The organism is Sulfitobacter sediminis, from assembly GCF_040811725.1.
In the GTDB taxonomy this organism is placed as follows: domain Bacteria; phylum Pseudomonadota; class Alphaproteobacteria; order Rhodobacterales; family Rhodobacteraceae; genus Sulfitobacter; species Sulfitobacter sediminis.
Map to the genome: position 1 here is coordinate 161,409 of NZ_JBFNXX010000007.1, position 16,885 is coordinate 178,293.

15 protein-coding genes are annotated in these 16,885 nt (G+C 63.6%); 7 read left to right on the forward strand and 8 right to left on the reverse strand.

Annotation, left to right across the window (positions count from 1 at the left end; translation table 11 throughout):
- Window position 1: 1 nt before the first annotated feature.
- The 3 genes from AB2B41_RS11505 to AB2B41_RS11515 all read right to left on the reverse strand — a co-directional run bounded on the left by AB2B41_RS11505 (window position 2) and on the right by AB2B41_RS11515 (window position 5,531).
- A complete protein-coding gene (locus AB2B41_RS11505) occupies window positions 2–2,191 on the reverse strand; it encodes a glycosyltransferase (protein ID WP_367877941.1) in 2,190 nt (729 codons plus the stop codon).
- 96 nt (window positions 2,192–2,287) lie between these two features.
- A complete protein-coding gene (locus tag AB2B41_RS11510; protein ID WP_367877942.1) occupies window positions 2,288–5,191 on the reverse strand; it encodes a caspase family protein in 2,904 nt (967 codons plus the stop codon).
- 7 nt (window positions 5,192–5,198) lie between these two features.
- A complete protein-coding gene (locus AB2B41_RS11515; protein ID WP_367877943.1) occupies window positions 5,199–5,531 on the reverse strand; it encodes a hypothetical protein in 333 nt (110 codons plus the stop codon).
- Window positions 5,532–5,681: 150 nt separating this feature from the next.
- Between AB2B41_RS11515 and AB2B41_RS11520 the strand changes: the two genes are divergently transcribed.
- The 3 genes from AB2B41_RS11520 to AB2B41_RS11530 are packed head-to-tail and all read left to right on the forward strand — an operon-like array spanning window position 5,682 to window position 8,130.
- Complete coding sequence (locus AB2B41_RS11520) at window positions 5,682–6,767, forward strand: glycosyltransferase (RefSeq protein WP_367877944.1); 1,086 nt, start codon at window positions 5,682–5,684, stop codon at window positions 6,765–6,767.
- Window positions 6,764–7,204 (forward strand): hypothetical protein, encoded by a 441-nt coding sequence (locus AB2B41_RS11525; protein ID WP_367877945.1) that lies wholly within the window; start codon window positions 6,764–6,766, stop codon window positions 7,202–7,204. Before AB2B41_RS11520 ends, AB2B41_RS11525 begins: the two co-directional genes overlap by 4 nt.
- The gene (locus AB2B41_RS11530) at window positions 7,201–8,130 is read left to right on the forward strand and encodes a hypothetical protein (RefSeq protein WP_367877946.1); all 930 of its coding nucleotides are present in this window, start codon (window positions 7,201–7,203) and stop codon (window positions 8,128–8,130) included. The genes AB2B41_RS11525 and AB2B41_RS11530 overlap by 4 nt, the downstream gene beginning before the upstream one ends.
- Before the next feature lie 34 nt (window positions 8,131–8,164).
- Here AB2B41_RS11530 and AB2B41_RS11535 read toward each other — a convergent pair whose 3' ends face one another.
- The 5 genes from AB2B41_RS11535 to AB2B41_RS11555 all read right to left on the reverse strand — a co-directional run bounded on the left by AB2B41_RS11535 (window position 8,165) and on the right by AB2B41_RS11555 (window position 13,666).
- Window positions 8,165–9,181, reverse strand: a complete 1,017-nt coding sequence (locus AB2B41_RS11535) for an ABC transporter ATP-binding protein (protein WP_367877947.1) — start codon at window positions 9,179–9,181, stop codon at window positions 8,165–8,167.
- The gene (locus AB2B41_RS11540) at window positions 9,178–10,161 is read right to left on the reverse strand and encodes an ABC transporter ATP-binding protein (protein ID WP_367877948.1); all 984 of its coding nucleotides are present in this window, start codon (window positions 10,159–10,161) and stop codon (window positions 9,178–9,180) included. Before AB2B41_RS11540 ends, AB2B41_RS11535 begins: the two co-directional genes overlap by 4 nt.
- Complete coding sequence (locus AB2B41_RS11545; RefSeq protein ID WP_367877949.1) at window positions 10,158–11,039, reverse strand: ABC transporter permease; 882 nt, start codon at window positions 11,037–11,039, stop codon at window positions 10,158–10,160. Before AB2B41_RS11545 ends, AB2B41_RS11540 begins: the two co-directional genes overlap by 4 nt.
- A complete protein-coding gene (locus AB2B41_RS11550) occupies window positions 11,036–12,010 on the reverse strand; it encodes an ABC transporter permease (protein WP_367877950.1) in 975 nt (324 codons plus the stop codon). Before AB2B41_RS11550 ends, AB2B41_RS11545 begins: the two co-directional genes overlap by 4 nt.
- A 69-nt stretch (window positions 12,011–12,079) precedes the next feature.
- Window positions 12,080–13,666, reverse strand: coding sequence for an ABC transporter substrate-binding protein (locus AB2B41_RS11555; RefSeq protein ID WP_367877951.1), 1,587 nt, complete (start codon window positions 13,664–13,666; stop codon window positions 12,080–12,082).
- Window positions 13,667–13,832: 166 nt separating this feature from the next.
- Between AB2B41_RS11555 and AB2B41_RS11560 the strand changes: the two genes are divergently transcribed.
- From AB2B41_RS11560 to AB2B41_RS11575, 4 genes are read left to right on the forward strand one after another with little or no spacing between them, the layout of a single operon-like run.
- On the forward strand, window positions 13,833–14,411 hold the full coding sequence (locus AB2B41_RS11560; RefSeq protein WP_367877952.1) for a MarR family winged helix-turn-helix transcriptional regulator: 579 nt from the start codon (window positions 13,833–13,835) through the stop codon (window positions 14,409–14,411).
- The gene (locus tag AB2B41_RS11565) at window positions 14,408–15,124 is read left to right on the forward strand and encodes a creatininase family protein (protein ID WP_367877953.1); all 717 of its coding nucleotides are present in this window, start codon (window positions 14,408–14,410) and stop codon (window positions 15,122–15,124) included. The genes AB2B41_RS11560 and AB2B41_RS11565 overlap by 4 nt, the downstream gene beginning before the upstream one ends.
- Window positions 15,117–16,136 (forward strand): ketopantoate reductase family protein, encoded by a 1,020-nt coding sequence (locus AB2B41_RS11570; RefSeq protein WP_367877954.1) that lies wholly within the window; start codon window positions 15,117–15,119, stop codon window positions 16,134–16,136. Before AB2B41_RS11565 ends, AB2B41_RS11570 begins: the two co-directional genes overlap by 8 nt.
- Complete coding sequence (locus AB2B41_RS11575; protein WP_367877955.1) at window positions 16,133–16,876, forward strand: SDR family NAD(P)-dependent oxidoreductase; 744 nt, start codon at window positions 16,133–16,135, stop codon at window positions 16,874–16,876. The genes AB2B41_RS11570 and AB2B41_RS11575 overlap by 4 nt, the downstream gene beginning before the upstream one ends.
- The last annotated feature ends 9 nt before the right edge of the window (window positions 16,877–16,885 follow it).

A 16,885-nucleotide genomic window follows, 5' to 3' on the forward strand; every position in this document is an offset into this window, starting at 1 on the left:
TTCAGGACGCGCGTCGGGAGAGCGCGGTTGTGCAGAGCGCCGCGATTGCCTCGGCGACATTTTCCGCGCCGTTGCGTGTCAGGGAACGCTCTGCGAAGGCCATGCCGCGGGCGCGCATCAGCTTTCGCTTGTCGCTGTCCAGCATGGCTTCGATTTCCCGTACCAGGTTGAAATGCTCGCTGGTTCTCAGGCAGGCGCCGAGGCCCGTATCACGGGCAAAGATTGCGCGCAGGATTTGCTGATCCTGCTGAGCGTTCTCGTTGGGCACCCAAATCGTGGGAAGCGCGGCGACCATGTGTTCCGTGAAGGTATTGTAACCAGCGGCAGCGATGGCGAAATCGAAGGCCTTGTGAAACCGGGCGAAGGGATATTCACTCAACCTTGGAATGGTTGCGGGTATTTCCGCCGCCCGCTCCGCGATTTGCCATTCGGCCAGGACGATGCCCAGTCCCGGCCGGTTCGCCAATCGCGCCACGGCCATTTCTGCGATCCGTCCCGTGTCGAAATTATTGCCCGATCCGGGAGCCACCAGCGCGTTCACATTGCCAGGGTCAAGCCCCAGGGCCCTGCATGCCGCCTCCCGGTCCAGCTGTTCATTGCTGTCGAGTACGTGGATGGGCGGCACGCAGAGCGTCCCCTGCCGATGTTCTGACGTAGGCCCGTCATCGAGTTCCGGCGCGACTTCATTGGGCTCGACCACCAGATCGAAGGCCTCACCCCGCTGCAGCACGTCGAAATCCCGGTTGGCGGCCCACATCCCGCGCCGTATCCAGATGCGGGCAACACCGGGCGCACGGTCAAGCGCAGCCATGAGCCCGACAAACGGCGTATTTCCATCAAAGACAACGACGGCGGGCCGGTAGAAGCCGATCGCCGCCGTCAGCGCCTCGGTCAGGGCGGCATTCCAGTGGGCGAAAGCCTCGTTGTAGGTAAGATGATAGGGGATGTACTCCACCGGATAGCCGAACCCGCGCACGGTATCGACCGCCTGCGAATGGCTTATGAAGACCGGGGAAAAGCGGCCCGGCAACCGCCGGGCGACGGCAAGCTGGCGGGTCAGGTGACCCATGCCAACGCCGTTCGAGGAATAGAAGATAACCGATCTGGCGGGCCGCGCTTGAATCGAGGGCGCAAAAGCTTCTGTCCGGGGCGGGCCAATCAGCGTTGCGACTCTGCCCGAAAACCTCTCAGCAGAAAAGGTCGTCTCCAAGACGCTCTGCATGTTCGCCCTCAGGTCTTCGGCAAATCCCCGGTCCCCATGAAAATCCATCGCCACCCGCGGCAATTGCCGGAAATCGCCGTAGAGAGCGGCGCCGCCGAAAGTGCTGCGGTATTCCGGGTCGAGAAACGGGATCACGCCTGCCTGCATGGCTATCAGCGCCTCGACCGGGCAGGGGTCATTCGCCGCTATGTCTGCATTGGCGAGAAGGTCGATCCGCGCGAGGAAATCGCCGATCGAAATCCTGTCATCGGGCCAAAGCTCCACCGGAGAGCGCTGCGGCCAGGCGAGCTGGAACATCTCTGGTCCGCCGCGCATCTTCCAGGCGACGAAGGGAGAGCCGAAAAGGCCTTCCGAATTGCTCTCTTCCTCCACCAGCACGCTGGCGCGGGCTCGGGCGATCCGCGTCATGCCGACATTGGGGCGCGCGGTTTCGAGGGCGTAGGCGCGCTGGCCTTCCGCACGGGGCACCACCGGCGACCAATCCTCATCGGTGATCGACCAGTCCGGCGCCGCTTTGGTCAGCGCATCCCGCGCGATGATCGTGGACGGGGCCCAAAGCGGCTTGCCCCCCAGGGCCATCTCGGCCGAGAAAGCGACTTTTTCCAGCTCGCGGCGGGACAGGTTCGCCAGATCGAACGGGCGTTCGACGGTGACGATCCACATCTTCGAGGTGATCAGCGCGGGATTGGAAAGGCGTGAAGAGAAAAGCCTGCTGTCGAAAGCCAGCGCAAGCGTGCAATCAACGTCGGCATCCGGCGAAAGCCGCGTGACCCGGCCTTGCTTGAACAACCGCTCGTGGTCGGGATGCACCGCGAAGGGGTCGGCGGCGATTGCCTCTGCGACGACAGGCAAAATGCCCACGCGGTATCCCCGATCCGCCAGCGCATCCAGTGCAGCGGCATGGCAGGGCGCCGCGACATCGCCAACACGTATGTCGGCAAGCACGCAGATATCCAGCCGAATGACCACCGCGATCAGGAAGCTTCGGACTGCCTGACAACGGCGGACGCCCTGTCACGGACCATGACACGAAATCGCCGCTGGCAGTCTTTCATCGGGTATTCCTTATTCGAAGTTCGCCAGCGCGCCCAGAAGATCAAGGTCGATGCGCCCCGCTGGCAGGCTCTGACCTCGTGCCTCGAAGGCATCCTGCAGCGCGGCCCTTGTCTTGGGGCCAATCTGCCCGTCCGCCGGACCGATATCCGCGCCAAGCCGCGTCAGCAGCACCTGCGTCGCCTTGTTGAACTCCTGCTCCGTGTAGGACCCGGTGCGTTCCGCCACGGATTTCACCAGATTGGCGTCATCGCTCAGGCCCCAAGCCGTCGCATACCAGATCAGGGCCTCGACGCGATCGGGCTCTACCCCCCGTCCCGCTTCGGTCATCTTCGCAAGGTCAAGCGCTGCCCAGGGCACTCCGCCCTCCGCCGCGCGACGGTACCAGCGCACCGCCTCGGCCAGATCGGGTGCGAACCCGTCCGAGGAGGCCCAGGCCCTGCCCGCATCACGGGCCGCCCACGGATTACCCTCGGCAGCGGACGCATAGAGGGTTCGCGCCCGTGCCAAGTCCTTCCCGACACCGCGCCCGGCCTCGTAGAGACGGGCCAGTTCGCGATCCGCGCCATAGACCCCTTCTGAAAGCGCCCGTTCGAGCAGTTGCGCCGCCCGTGCGGGATCGTCGAAGATGGGGTGTTGGGAGGCATAAAGCCTTCCGAGACGGAAGAAAGCCTCGCCATCCCCGTCACGGGCAGCACGGGTGTAGAGCCGGGCCGCCGCCTCGATGTCCTTGGCTGTACCCTGCCCCTGCTCGTACATCACGCCAAGACGGGTGACGGCATTGGGCACGCCGCGCCCGGCCGCGGTTTCGAACCAGAAACGGGCCTGCTCAAAATCCTGCGGTACTCCGTCACCGGTCTGGTAGATACGCGCGAGCCTGGTCTGCGCGGTCAGCTCGCCGCTCTTGGCTGCCGTGATGTACCATCGCACGGCCTCGCCGATATCCTGAGGAACGCCGAAACCCTTCTGATGGAATTCAGCGATATTGGTCATTGCCCAGTCATTGCCGCGCGCGGCCCCTTCGCGGTAGAACCCCATGGCCTTTTCGTAATCCTGCGGCACACCGACACCGGCACGATGAACCCATGCCAGGGCCGTATAAGCTGCGGATTCCCCCTCGATCCCGGCCTGCTGGAAAAGGTCGATGGCCCGCTCGTAGTCCTGCGGGACGGCCTGGGCATCGAGGTACATCTGACCGAGGTAGACCTTTGCCGAGGAATATCCGGCATCGACGGCCTTCTGCTGATAAAAGAGTGCGTCCTCGTAGCGACCCGCAGAACGGTAGGCACGGGCCAGTTGCGCCCAGAAGCGGACGTTCTCGGGATGCTTTTCGACCGCGATTTCGCAGGCGACGATAGCGGCATCGAAGTTGCGGTCGATGATGAACTGCCGGGTGCCGGCAGTGACCCGTTGCGCGTCATAGGGATTGCCCGCAAGCATGTCACAGGCATCCACGTGGGTTTCGATGGCGACGCGGGTCTCTGCCGTGTTCCCGTTCTCCAAAAGCTCAAGCCCCACGAAACTGTCCTGCCCCCCGTTCGAACCCACGATGGGTATGAACCGCAGCCGCGCGCCCGGAGGTAGCCACCGCACCGAACTGGGTTCGAGCTCAAGGTCCTCCTCGACCGTCACTTCGCCCAGCCGCGGCGCCTTCTGGACATAGACCCAGCCGCCGTTCGTTTCCGGCGTCGGAAGCACCTCCGCCCCGGTCCCGATGGCGACGGAGACGTCCCCGCGATCCAGTTGAGCGGCGATTTCCCGTTTGATCGCCATCTGCAATTCGGTCGGCGCTGTCGATTCTACCCCCGTCAGAAGGGGGTCAACCGCCTCGATCGCGGCCGGATCGCCACCGAGGTCGAGGATTTTCTGCCGCGCTTCCTGCGCAAAGACGCCTTCGGGCAGCATTTTCAGATAGGCCTCGAAGGCATCCAGACGGTCGGTGTTCCGGATCGCCCGCCAGAAGGTCCGGTCGACGATCCGTTGCGGTGGAAGCGCACCGAGGGTGTCCGAACCTACGCTCATGCCGGTGGTACTGTCGCGCAGGCTCCCGTCGTTGGTCTTGAAATAGAAGCGGGTTTCCAGCGTGCTTGTCGTCCAGGCGATCTGGTCGCCCCCGGTGGCCTCGCGCACGTCACCACGGACACGGCGGAAAAGTTCGTTGATTTCCAGCCCCGGCTCGTCGATGTTGTCGACGATGGCCTGCGTATAGGGGCTGTGGTTTCCGACACCATCGAAGGCGACAGCGCCGGGGGCGGTGGCAAAACTGATCATCGTCTCGGTCTTGCCGGAAGTCATTTCGGCCAGACCACCCGGGCTGGCCTGTGCCAGCGCCTTCAGGCCCCGTGCCACCTCTTCCTGCGAGGCGCCGATGGCCAGCGCGCGGGTTTCGATCTCGGTCGTGTCGGGCTCGGTGATCTCAGCGAAGGGATTATTGCGGCAGGCATCCAGCATCACAAGGTTCAGCCGCGCCCCGGAGTTCGACATGATGTCGACGAAGAGCTGTGCATCGATCGACTGGTTCACGAGGTCCTCGACGGAGGACGGGGTGGCGGAAACCGGGATCAGGTAATTCCTGCCGTTTACCTGAACACCGTGCCCTGCGTAAAAGAACAGTGCCTCGCTCCCCTCCCTCAGCCTGCTGCGGAAGGTCGCCAGATCGGCGAGCATTTCCTCCCTGTCCGCGTCGATGGTCTCGATCACCTCGAAACCGGATTCCCAGAGCTTTTCGGCAATGATGCGCGCGTCGTTCGCAGGGTTCGGCAAGGCAAGGACGCTTTGGTAGTTTGAGTTTCCCACCACCATGGCCACGCGGGGCGCCGCACCCGGCACCTGCTGGGACCAGGATGGGGCCGCGATGAAGACCAGCGCGGCGAAGACACCGAAACGCAGCGTGTCTGTCAGGGGGCTGGCGAACATCTGGCGTTCAGTGCTGACCCCCGCCGGGCCCGTCGCTTGCGGTGCCGGTCGAAAGGGTTGTGGGCCGCCGGGATGAGCCCTGGGCGACCTGAAAGGCACTGAACCCTTCCACGATCTGCTCGCGGGTCGGGCCCGCATTCTCCGCAGTTGTGCGGAAATCCGACAGCGCCAGGAAAGCGGCGGTGGCCCGGGGACCGGTGGGATGGCGCTGCAAATACTCGCGCGCTTCTCTCTCGGTCGAGAAATCACCGGGATCAGGCAGTTTCGCGGAGACGGACGAAAAAGGCGCGCCAAGAATGCCGACCAATGTCAGGGTTCGGGCGAGTATCCATTTGGGCATGACAACTTCCTCAAATATTCGGCGCAATAATGTTGCTTGCGCAATGAAAGCGTACCTTGCGCCCCGATGGTGCGTCAAGTTCGGGTCGAGCCGGCCTTCTGCTGCGCGTTTCCTCTCGCGCAATCGCCGTCGATGTGCAAACGTCGATCCATGTTGAAGGCACGGCGTTCAGCTCCGATCCCGTTGGTGTTCTATCCCGATTACCGGGCCATGAACCCATACCAGACGCAGCTATACGCTGCCCTGCGCCCCTTTGCAGCGGCGAAGTCCGGCAGCGCGGCGGATGCATTGCAATTGCTGGACAATAACGCGGAGCGGCCGGTCCTTTTTCATCTTCACTGGGAGCATCAGGTCCTCATCGATGCCCGACAAACGGTAGAGAGCTTTCTGGATGGTCTCGCCGCGTTCCGCGATGCGGGAGGCAAGATTATCTGGACCCTGCATAACCTGTCCCCCCACGAGAAGTACCCTGAGCAGGATTTGGCCGATCTCATAGGCGGTCTAACCGGGCTTGCGGATGTCATCCACCTGCATTCCCTCGAGGCGTTCGTGGCCGCCCGGCAGGATCGTACCCTGCCAGCCACGAAAATTCGGGTGATTCCGCATGGCAACTACCGTGGGAGTTACCCGGTCGTGTCGCGCGACAGCGCACGGGCGGCGCTCGGAATCGAAAACGCCGGGATGGTGCTGCTGCTGCCGGGCCGGATCGCACAGTACAAGAACCCTCAGGGGGTGGTGGCCGCCTTTCAGCGCATTGCCGGGCCGGATGACAGGCTGATCGTGGCCGGGCATTTCGTCGATGGATTGCAGCTGGACACCAATAGCGACATCCGCATCCTTCTGAAGGAAGGCTTCGCAAGCGCCGAGGACCTTGCGGCCTTCCATGCGGCAGCAGACTTGATCGTGCTGCCCTACGTCCGTTCGCTGACCTCAGGTTCGGCCATCCTCGCTGCCACGCTGGGCCGAGGCGTCCTCGGGCCGAGCTGCCCGGGACTGCGCGATGTTGTATCCTCGGGAGCCACGGGCGTGCTTTACGATCCAGCAGGCGAGGACGCTTTGGCCGATGCCATGGCCCGGGCCATGTCAGAGGGCCCCGATACCTGGCGCGCGAGAGGAAGGGCGGCAGCCAAAGCCGTGGAGGCACGAGACGCGGACATCATCTCGGGTGCCTGGCGCGATCTCATCACGGGAATCATTTGCGGCGCTGCGGATCAACGAACGGGTGCAACGGAATGATGCGGGATTGGTTCAAGGGTTTCCGTAAGGAGGAACCACAGGAAGAGGCCGAACTGAACTGGGATCATACCTGGCCCTTCAATCCCGACAGCCCCGTCATCAAGGATACCGCGCGGCTTGGTCAATCGCTTTCGATCATTTTGGTTGACCTGACCGGGCTGGAATGGCCTGAGATCGAACCCCTGCTGCCGGTCGCCCGTAGTTCCTCAACCGCGCAGGACATGCTGCCGGTGCTTATTGTCGATCTTCTCGATTTCTCTGCACTGCGCCACGCGGGCTTTGCCTTTGACGTCTTGCCGAATGCCGCTGCAAATCAGCCATTCCGCCCCGAGCACGATTGGGACGCCTATCTTGCCAGGCGCAGGCGGCTTTTGTCCGAGAAATGGAAACCGACCGCCATCGTGCGGTTGTCGGAACATGCGGGGGTCTGGGAATGATCATCGACCTCGCGGCCTGCGACATCGTATTTCTCAGTTTCGACGAACCGAATGCCGACAGCAATTTCGGCAAACTCTCATCACACCATCCTCGCGCCAGGCGGGTGCACGGGGTCAAGGGATTCGATGCTGCGCATCGGAAGGCGGGCGAAATCTCGACTACCAAACACGTTGTCACTGTCGACGCGGATAACGTGGTGATTGATCAGGAATTCCTCAGCGGTAACTTCGAGATCGCGCCCCGCGATGCGGTTTCGGTCTTTTCCTTCAGTGCCCGCAACGTCCTCAATGGCCTTGAATACGGGAACGGGGGTGTCAAAATCTGGCCGCGAGACGTGCTGTTGGCCCTGCGCACCCACGAAAACGCAGGGCGAGCCGAAGCCGCTGTCGATTTCTGCTGGACGGTTCCCTACTATCAGGTGAACCGGGTCTTGTCAGAAGTGCATATGACGGCCACGCCCGCCCAGGCCTTTCGCGGCGGCTTCCGGGAAGGCGTCAAGTTCAACCTGGCTGACGGTGTCCTCGCCTACGATGCCCATCCCGGCCTGCCACGGGCGGAAGCGTTGCCCAAGCATATTGGCGGTGCCAATTACGAGCGGTTGCGCGTCTGGTGCACGGTGGGCGCAGATGCGCAGAACGGCGATTGGGCCATCTTCGGCGCCCGGCTCGGCTGTGTGATGACCGCGCTTGAGGGGTTCGATACCTCGAAGGTCGCGGACTATGCCTGGTTCTCGGACTTCTGGTCGGATGACGTTTTTCCGAAGTTCGCCGATGCGGATGTCCGTCAGCGCAGGCAAAAGGAACTGGGCGTCCTGCTGAACGAGGAACTCGATCTGCGTCTGGCCGACCTCGACGCGGCGGGCTCGGCGTTCTTCAAGTCCGCCTACCGGGGACGCCGGGCCTATGGCCCGATGCGGGTCGTCTGACAGCGACCGAAACCGACCCTTTGGCCGGGTAGTCTCATTTTCCTTCGGCAACACCGATGAGCTGCTTTTCGAAATGATGGCAGGCGACAAGGCGTTCGTCGGTCACTCCCTGCCTCTCGGGCTGAACCTTGCTGCAAATCTCTGTCGCAAGCGGACAGCGGGGATGATAGTAACAGCCCGACGGTGGCGAGAGTGGCGAGGGCACTTCGCCCTCGATGGTCTCAAAACGCACCAGTTCGTCCGCATCCAGCACCAGCTTTGGCACCGATCCGAATAGGGCCGCTGTATAAGGATGTGCCGGGGTACCGAAGACCTCGGCCACCGGACCAAGCTCCACGATCCGGCCCAGGTACATCACGGCGACACGGTCGCTGACGTGCTGGACCACCGAAAGGTCGTGGCTGATGAAGATGGTGGTCAGCCCAAGGTCGCGCGTGAGTTCCAGAAAGAGATTGATGATCTGCGCCTGGATCGAGACGTCAAGCGAGGCGACGGGCTCGTCGCAGATCAGCACGTCCGGCTGCATCGCCAGCGCCCGCGCGATGGCGATCCGCTGGCGCTGACCGCCCGAAAACTGGTGCGGATAGCGGTCCGTCCACACCGGATCGAGCCCCACCCGCTCGAACCACTCCGCCACATAGGCGCGCGCGCCGCTGCGGGTGGTCAGCCCGTGGGCGATGGGCCCCTCGGCCACCGTCTCGCCCACCTTCATGCGCGGATCGAGGCTGGCGAAAGGGTCCTGGAAGACCGTCTGCACGCGGGTCGTGACCTTGCGCCCCTGGTCCATTACCGGCGCGCCGTCGATGGCGACGCTGCCGGAACTCGGCGGCAGGATACCCGCGATCAACCGACCGAGCGTGGATTTGCCGCAACCGGATTCACCGACCAGCCCAAGCGTCTCGCCCCTGCGCACCGATAGCGTCACATCAGACACTGCGCGCACCGACCGCGTTTCGACCTTGCCGCCCAGCTTCGCGGCGATCTTCTCGCCTGTGGTGAGGTTCGGCCCAAAGAGGCGGCTGACATTCTCGATGGTGACGAAGTCGCTCACGCGGGCACCTCGTCAGCAAGACCTACCGGATGGAAACAGCGCCAGCCGCGTCCGTCCCGCTCGGTCATCTCCGGTTCAGAACCGCAAGCGCCGGTCGCCCGGTCGCAGCGCGGAGCGAAGGGACAGCCGGGTGGCAGCGAGAGAAGCGACGGCGTCGTGCCGCGTATCTGCGCCAGCGGCGTGCCCGGTTCCGTCATGGCGGGCAGCGAGGCGATGAGGCCCGCCGTGTAAGGATGGCGCGGATCGCGTAGCAAAGTCGCGGTCGGCCCCTGCTCTACGATGCGGCCTGCGTACATGACGGCAAGCTTGCTGGCGAGGCTGGAGACCACGGCGAGGTCATGGCTGATCCAGATAAGCGCCGTGCCGGTCTGCGCCGCGAGGTCCCGCATCTGGTAGAGGATCTGCGCCTGGATGGACACGTCGAGCGCCGTCGTCGGCTCGTCCGCGACGATCACAGCGGGCCGGTGGAGGAGGGCGATTGCGATGGCGACGCGCTGGCGCATCCCGCCCGAGAATTCATGCGGATAAGCGCGCAAACGGGCGGCGGCCGAAGGGATGCCGACCTGCCCCAACAGTTCTGCGGCGCGCGCCTCGGCGGCCCGTTTGCTCAGCCGCTCATGGGCGTCGATGGCCAGCCGCATCTGCTGACCGATCGTCAGCATCGGGTTCAGCGTGGTGATGGGGTCCTGAAAGATCATCGAGATATCCCTGCCCCGCCGCGCGCGCAATTGCGCGCCCGACAGCGTGGTAAGCTCGGTCCCTTGCAGCCTGATCGAGCCTTCGACGATGCGCCCGGGCTCGTCCACCAGTCCCAGCAGCGAAAAGCCCGTCACGGTCTTGCCCGATCCGCTTTCGCCCACCAGCCCCATGATCTCGCCCGGGGCGAGGTCGAAGGACACGCCATCGACCGCCTTAACCACCCCCGCACGGGTAAAGAAATGGGTGCGCAGATCGCGAACGCTGAGAACCGGATCGCTCATTTTCGCAGCCTCGGGTTGAACTGGTCGCGCACCTGATCCCCGACGATGTTGATCGCCACGATCAGGATGATGAGCGCCACGCCCGGATAGACGGAAATCCAGTACCGCCCGCTCATCATGTAGGGAAAGCCGTTAGAGATGAGCATGCCGAGCGAGGGTTCCGTCACCGGCAGACCGAGGCCGAGAAAGCTGAGCGTCGCCTCCAGCGAAATCGAGTTCGCGATCTGCACCGTCGCCACCACGATCAGCGGCGGTGTGCAGTTGGGCAGCAGATGCCGCCAGACGATCTGACGGCTGGAAAGCGGCGTGGCGACAGCCGCCTCGATATAATCCTTGCCCCGCTCAGCCTTGGCCGCGCCATAGGCGGTGCGCGCGAAATAGGCGTATTGCGCGGCGACCAGCGCGCCGATGAGCTGCGCCTTGCCCTGACCCAGCAGCGCCACGATCACCAGCGCCAGCAGGATCGCGGGAAAAGACAGCTGCAAATCCACCAGCCGCATAATCAGCGCCTCGATCCGCCCGCCCACATAGGCCGCGAGGATGCCGAGCGCCGTGCCGATGGTGAGCGAGACGAAGCCTGCGGCAAGGCCAATCTGGATCGAGATGCGCAGGCCGTAGAAGATCGCCGACAGCAGGTCGCGCCCCTGCGGGTCGGTGCCCAATAAATGCGTATAGCCACCCGAGCCGACAAAGCCCGGCGGGCGGCGGCTGTCCATCAGCGACAGGTTGGCGAGGTCGTAGGGGTTCTGCGGCGAGACCAGGTTGGCGAAGAGCGCCAGCAGGATCATGATCACCACGACGACCAGCGCCACGACGGCGATCCGGTTCTCCCGGAACTCCACCCAGAAGCGGTGCAAGGGCGATGCGGGTTGGCTCATGCAGTGGCCCCCTTGCGAACGCGGGGATCAATCAGGGCAAACACCAGGTCGATCACGAAGTTGATCGTCACGAAGAGGAAGGCCACGAGGATCAGGTAGGCAACCATCACCGGCCGGTCGAGCACCGCGATGCTGTCGATGATCAGCTTGCCGACACCGGGCCAGGAAAAGATCGTCTCCGTGACAACGGCAAAGGCGAGGGTCGAGCCAAGCTCGAGCCCGAAGACCGTGATGATCGGAATGGAGATCAGCTTCAGCAGGTGCCGCCGCAGAATCGTCCCCTCCGACAGCCCCGCCGCGCGGGCGAATTTAATCGTATCGGTCAGCATGATTTCCCGGGTCCCGGCGCGGGCAAGCCGGATCATCATCGCCAGCTTAAAAAGCGCGAGGTTGATCGCGGGCAGCACGATATGGCTGAGACCGTCGAGCGTGGGGAAGGACCAGGGCACACCCCAGATCTCCACCGTTTCGCCCCGTCCGCCCGCTGGCAGCCAGCCGAGGTTCACCGCGAAGGTCAGGATCAGGATGAGGCCGACCCAGAAGGAAGGCACCGAAAAGCCCAGCACCGAGACAGCCATGATCGTCTTCGACACCCAGCTGTCCGGGCGGTAGCCTGCGTAAATGCCAAGGGTCACCCCGATAACGGTGGCCGAAATGACCGAGATCAGCACCAGTTCCAGCGTCGCGGGAAGCCGCCCGCCGATCAGCTCCAGCACCGGGATGTTGTAGACAAAGGACCGCCCCAGGTCGCCCTGCAGCAGATTGGCCATGAAGATGAAGTACTGCTCATAAAGGGGACGATCCAACCCCAGCCGCCGGATCGCTTCCTCGCGGATGTCCTGGGTCGCATCGGGCGGGATCACGATGTCGATGGGGTTGCCGATCGCGTAGACGCCGCAGAACACGATCACCGACATCACCGCCATGACGGCGACGGCCTGCAGGAAACGCTGGATGATGAAGCCGAGCATCGGCACTCCCTTCGGGCAAGCGAAGGCCGGGCGACGTCGCAGCCGCCCGGCCTCGTGTCATGTGCTCAATCAGGACGCAGGCTTGATGAAGAATGCAAGCGTGTCTTCGTCAAAGCGCGGGGTAAACTCCAGCATGCCCGCCTTGGCCGCCCAGACCGTCTGAAGCTGCACGATGGAGATATAGGCCTTGTCCGCCATCACCTTTTCCATCGCCTGCTCGTAGGTCGCGCGGCGCTCGTCCGGGTCCATCATCGTGGCACCCGCCTGCAAGAGCTGGTCAACCTCGTCGTTCTTGTACTCGATCCGGTTGAAGGCCCCGAGCTTGACGTCCGGGTTGTTTGAGTGCGCAAGACCACCCAGCGTATAGGACGCTTCGCCCGTCAGCGTGCCCCAACCGTTCATGAACATGGAGTACTCGAGCCGCGCCTGAGCCGGGAAGTAGACCGTCTTGGAGATCGCATTCACGTTGGTCTTGATCCCCACCTGCGTGAACATCTGGCCCAGACCCTGGCAGATCGCTCCGTCACCCGGCAGACGGTCGGCGGTGCAGTAGAGGTCAACCTCGAAGCCATTGGGATAGCCCGCTTCGGCCAGCAGAGCCTTGGCCTTCTCGGGATTGTACTCGGGCATCGGAATATTCTCGGACGAGCCGAAGAAGCCCGGGGGCATCATCTGGTTGGCGGGCTTGCCCAGACCTTCCAGCACGATATCGACCATGGTCTGACGGTCGATGGCGTGGTCGATCGCCTGCCGGACCTTCAGGTCGCGGAACGGGTTCTCGGCCAGTTCCGAACCGTCGATGGCGCGCACCAGCGGCGTTTTTTCACGCTGATCGAGCTGCAGGTTCATGATGTAGACCGAGTCGCCCTCGATGGCGTCGATGTTGGAGTCGTTCGCCAGCGCGAGGTAATCGACCGAGGAGACGTAGTTGATCACATCAACCTGCCCCGCCTTCAGTGCCGCCAGACGCGAGCTGTCGTTGGGGATCTCCTTGCGGATCACGGTCTCCCACGCGCCCTCGCCGCGCCAGTAGTCGGGGTTCTTCTCCAGCACCAGATCGCCCTTCGGCTCCCAGCTGACGAACTTGTAAGGGCCGGTGCCGATGGCGGCCTTGCCGGAGTTGAAGCCCTCGGCGGCCGTCTCGGGTGTGGAGTAATCCGCCGCCGCCTCGGAAGAGACGATGAAGAGACGGATGAAGTCATTGGGAAGCGTCGCCGCCTGACCATCGGTGTGAATGTGGATTGTATGCGGGTCGATGATGTCGACACCCGCGACACGGCGCACGTAGATCGCCGTGGTTGTCGGGCCGGTCACCACCGGGATACGTTCGATGGAGAACTTCACGTCCTCAGCGTCAAAATCCGACCCGTCGTGGAACTTCACGCCCTGGCGCAGCTTGAATTCCCAGGTGTCGTCATCGACGGGCGTCCAGCTTGTCGCCAGACCCGGTTCGATCTGCAGGTCATCTCCCGACCAGACCAGAGTGTCAAAGATATGCTTGGCCGCCTCCGCGTGGGGGCCCAGGGCCGAGAAATGCGGATCCATCGACTCCGGCCCTCCGCGCACGCCCATGGTCAACGTCTGTGCCGACGCAGCTCCCGCCATGCTAAGCCCGACGGCAATCGTCAGGGGCGCAAGGAATTTCTGAAATGTCATGAGACTTCCTTCCCGTTGGTGGACGCGGCAGCAAGGCCCCGCCCTGATGATACTCATCTTTTATTGCGTTCCATTTGGAACTTGCTTTTTCAGAATGTGCGGAGATATGCTATCCGTCAAGTTCTATTTGGAACTCCACCCAGCAATAGCTCGGAAAGCACGCTACATGTCAGGCCCGCAGACCGCCTGTGATCAAGATTTCGGCACCGAGGATGCGGGGGAGGCCCCGGACATGCTGAACGCGAAGTTGTGGGAGAACCCCTGCCCCTTCACCTTCCGCATCAACTATCTCGCCCTGCTCTACAACACGCCGCTCTATAGCTGGATACAGGACACCTACGGGCTGAAACGCCCGGAATACGTCGTGCTCTACTCCCTCGCCCTGGCGGAGGGCGGCAGCGCGCGGGACGTTTCCCGTACGTCGGGGTTTCCCAAGAACACGCTCAGCCGCGCCATAAAGCGGCTGGAGTTGATGGGCCTCCTTGAGGAACGCGCCAAGGCACCTGGCGGCGGGCGGATGCAGGCCCTGCATCTGTCAGAGAAGGGCTGGACGCTGATCCACGAAACGCGCCCGACCTTCGAAGCACAGGAAGAAAGGATGCTTAAGGCACTTTCGGACGGTGAACGGCAGATGCTTTTCGAACTGATGTCCAAGGTCGTGCTGGGGGCGGAGGACTGGGCAGGCGAACTGCCGTCCGACATCCTGCCCGATGCCCTGAATGAAAAGAAAGGAAAGCCGCAATGAATGTGGCCGATATGAACTGGCGCGATATCGAGGCTGCCGCCGCACGCGATCCGCGCTGCGTGCTGCCCATCGGCTCGACCGAACAGCACGCGCAACTGTCGCTTTGCGTGGACATGATCCTGGCCGAGAAGGTCGCGTCGGATGCGGCGGAACCGCTGAACATCCCAGTATTCCCCGTCATGCCCTACGGGCTTGCCCCCTATTTCAACGCCTACCCCGGCACAATCTGCCTGCGTGTCGAGACGCTGATGGCCGTTGTCCGCGACGTGGTCGCGTCGCTGCGCCGCTCGGGCTTTCGGCGCATTCTCATCGTCAACGGCCACGGCGGCAACAACCCCGTCGGCGCGCTTGCGCAGGAGTTGATGGCGGAATACGGCGATATCTCGGTCAAGTTCCACAACTGGTGGAACGCGCCCGAGACATGGGCCAGGGCGCAGTCCATCGACAAGACCGGCAGCCACGCCAACTGGATGGAGAACTTCCCCTGGACCCGGCTCGCTCACGCGCCCGCGCCCGAGGGCGAGAAGCCCGTGGTGGACATGGCGCTGATGAAAGCCTCGCCCCCGGCTTTGGCGCGCGAGGTGCTGGGTGACGGCTCTTTCGGTGGGCCTTGGCAGCGGCCTGACGAGGAGATGCTCGCCATCTGGGAGACCGGCGTCGCCGAGACACGTGCGGCGCTCGAAGGTCCCTGGCCGGAGCTTGGCAATGGCTGAGCCGGTCCTGATCTGGGGCGCCGGGGCCATCGGTGGCATTCTTGGAGCCTATTGGGCACGCGCAGGCGTGCCGGTGCGGATGGTCGATATCGTCGCCGAACACGCCGAGGCCTGTTCGACCAAGGGACTTTCCATCGAGGGACCGGTCGAAGAATTCACCCAAACAGTCCCCTGCGTGACACCCGACAAGCTGGAGGGCACCTACAGCCGCATTGTGCTCGCCGTGAAAGCGCAGGCGACCGAACCCGCGCTTGCGCAACTCATGCCCCATCTGGCCGAGGACGGTTTCGTCCTTTCCGCCCAGAACGGTCTGAACGAACGCGTTATCGCGCAGAACGTCGGCCCCGAACGCACCATGGGTGCCTTCGTCAACTATGGCGCCGACTGGATCGGGCCGGGGCGTATCCTCTTCGGGAACCGCGGTGCAGTGGTTTTGGGCGAAATCGACGGCAGCATCCGGCCGCGCACCGAGGAGATGCACAGTTTGCTGCAAGTCTTCGAGCCGAACGCCGTCCTGACCGATGACATCTGGGCCTATCTCTGGGGCAAGCTCGGCTACGGCGCGATGCTCTTTGCCACCGCGCTCACGCCAGACAGCATGACCGCGAATTTCGCCGATCCCGCGCGTGGCCCCGCTTTGATGGGTCTCGCCCGCGAGGTGATGCAGACGGCGGTGGCCGAAGGTGTCGATCCGAAGCCCTTCAACGGATTCGAGCCCAGTGCCTTCATGCCGGGTGCCTCCGACGATGCCGGCCGCCAAAGCCTTGCAGACCTTGCCGAGTTCAACTCAAAAACCGCCAAGACCCACACCGGCATCTATCGCGACCTCGCCGTGCGCAAGCGCAAGACCGAAGTCGACCCGCAGGTCGGCACCGTCGCCGAGATCGCTGCGAGCCACGGCATCGATACGCCACTTCTGCGCAGGTTGGTCGAGTTGATCCATGACATCGAGGACGGCAGGCGCGAGATGTCCGCCGACACCTTTCACGAACTTACGAAGGTACTGGGATGAGCGCGCGCATCGCACTGGTGACGGGCGTGGTCGGCGGCATAGGTGCCGCCATCGCCAAACGCCTTGCCGCCGACGGGGCGGAAGTGGTTGTCACCGATCTGCCCGGAGACGCACTGGAGCAAGCCGCCCGCCGCCTCGGCCTGCCCCCGGTGGGGGCCGATCTGGGCGATCCCGCATCGGTCAGGGAAATGGCCGCCCGGATCGAGGCCGACCTCGGCACGCCCGATATCCTCGTCAACGCCGCGGGAGGCGTGCGCGGACAGGTCGGCACACCGTTGGAGGACGTGGACCCCGACCAGTGGCACAGCATTTTCGCGGTGAACGTGGACGCCACGCTTTACCTCAGTCAAGCGCTGGTCCCCGGCATGAAAAAGACGGGCTGGGGCCGGATCGTCACCATCAGCTCGGGCGCGGGCTTGCGGCCCAGCCTCACGGGCATTCACGCCTATACAGCGGCCAAACACGCGCTGGTGGGGCTGACCAAGCAGCTGAGCCTGGAACTGGCGCAGCACGGCATCACCGTCAATTCCATCGCCCCCGGCTTTATCCTGTCGAACCCCGCGACCCAGCGTCAGTGGGAGGCGTATGGGCCCGAAGGGCAGCAACAACTGATCAACCGCATCCATACCCGCCGACTGGGCAAGCCCGAGGACATCGCCAATGCCGCCGCCTTTCTGACGTCAGAGGAGGCAAACTGGATCACTGGGCAGATCCTCAGTGTCGATGGCGGTATCACCTGAGGACAACAG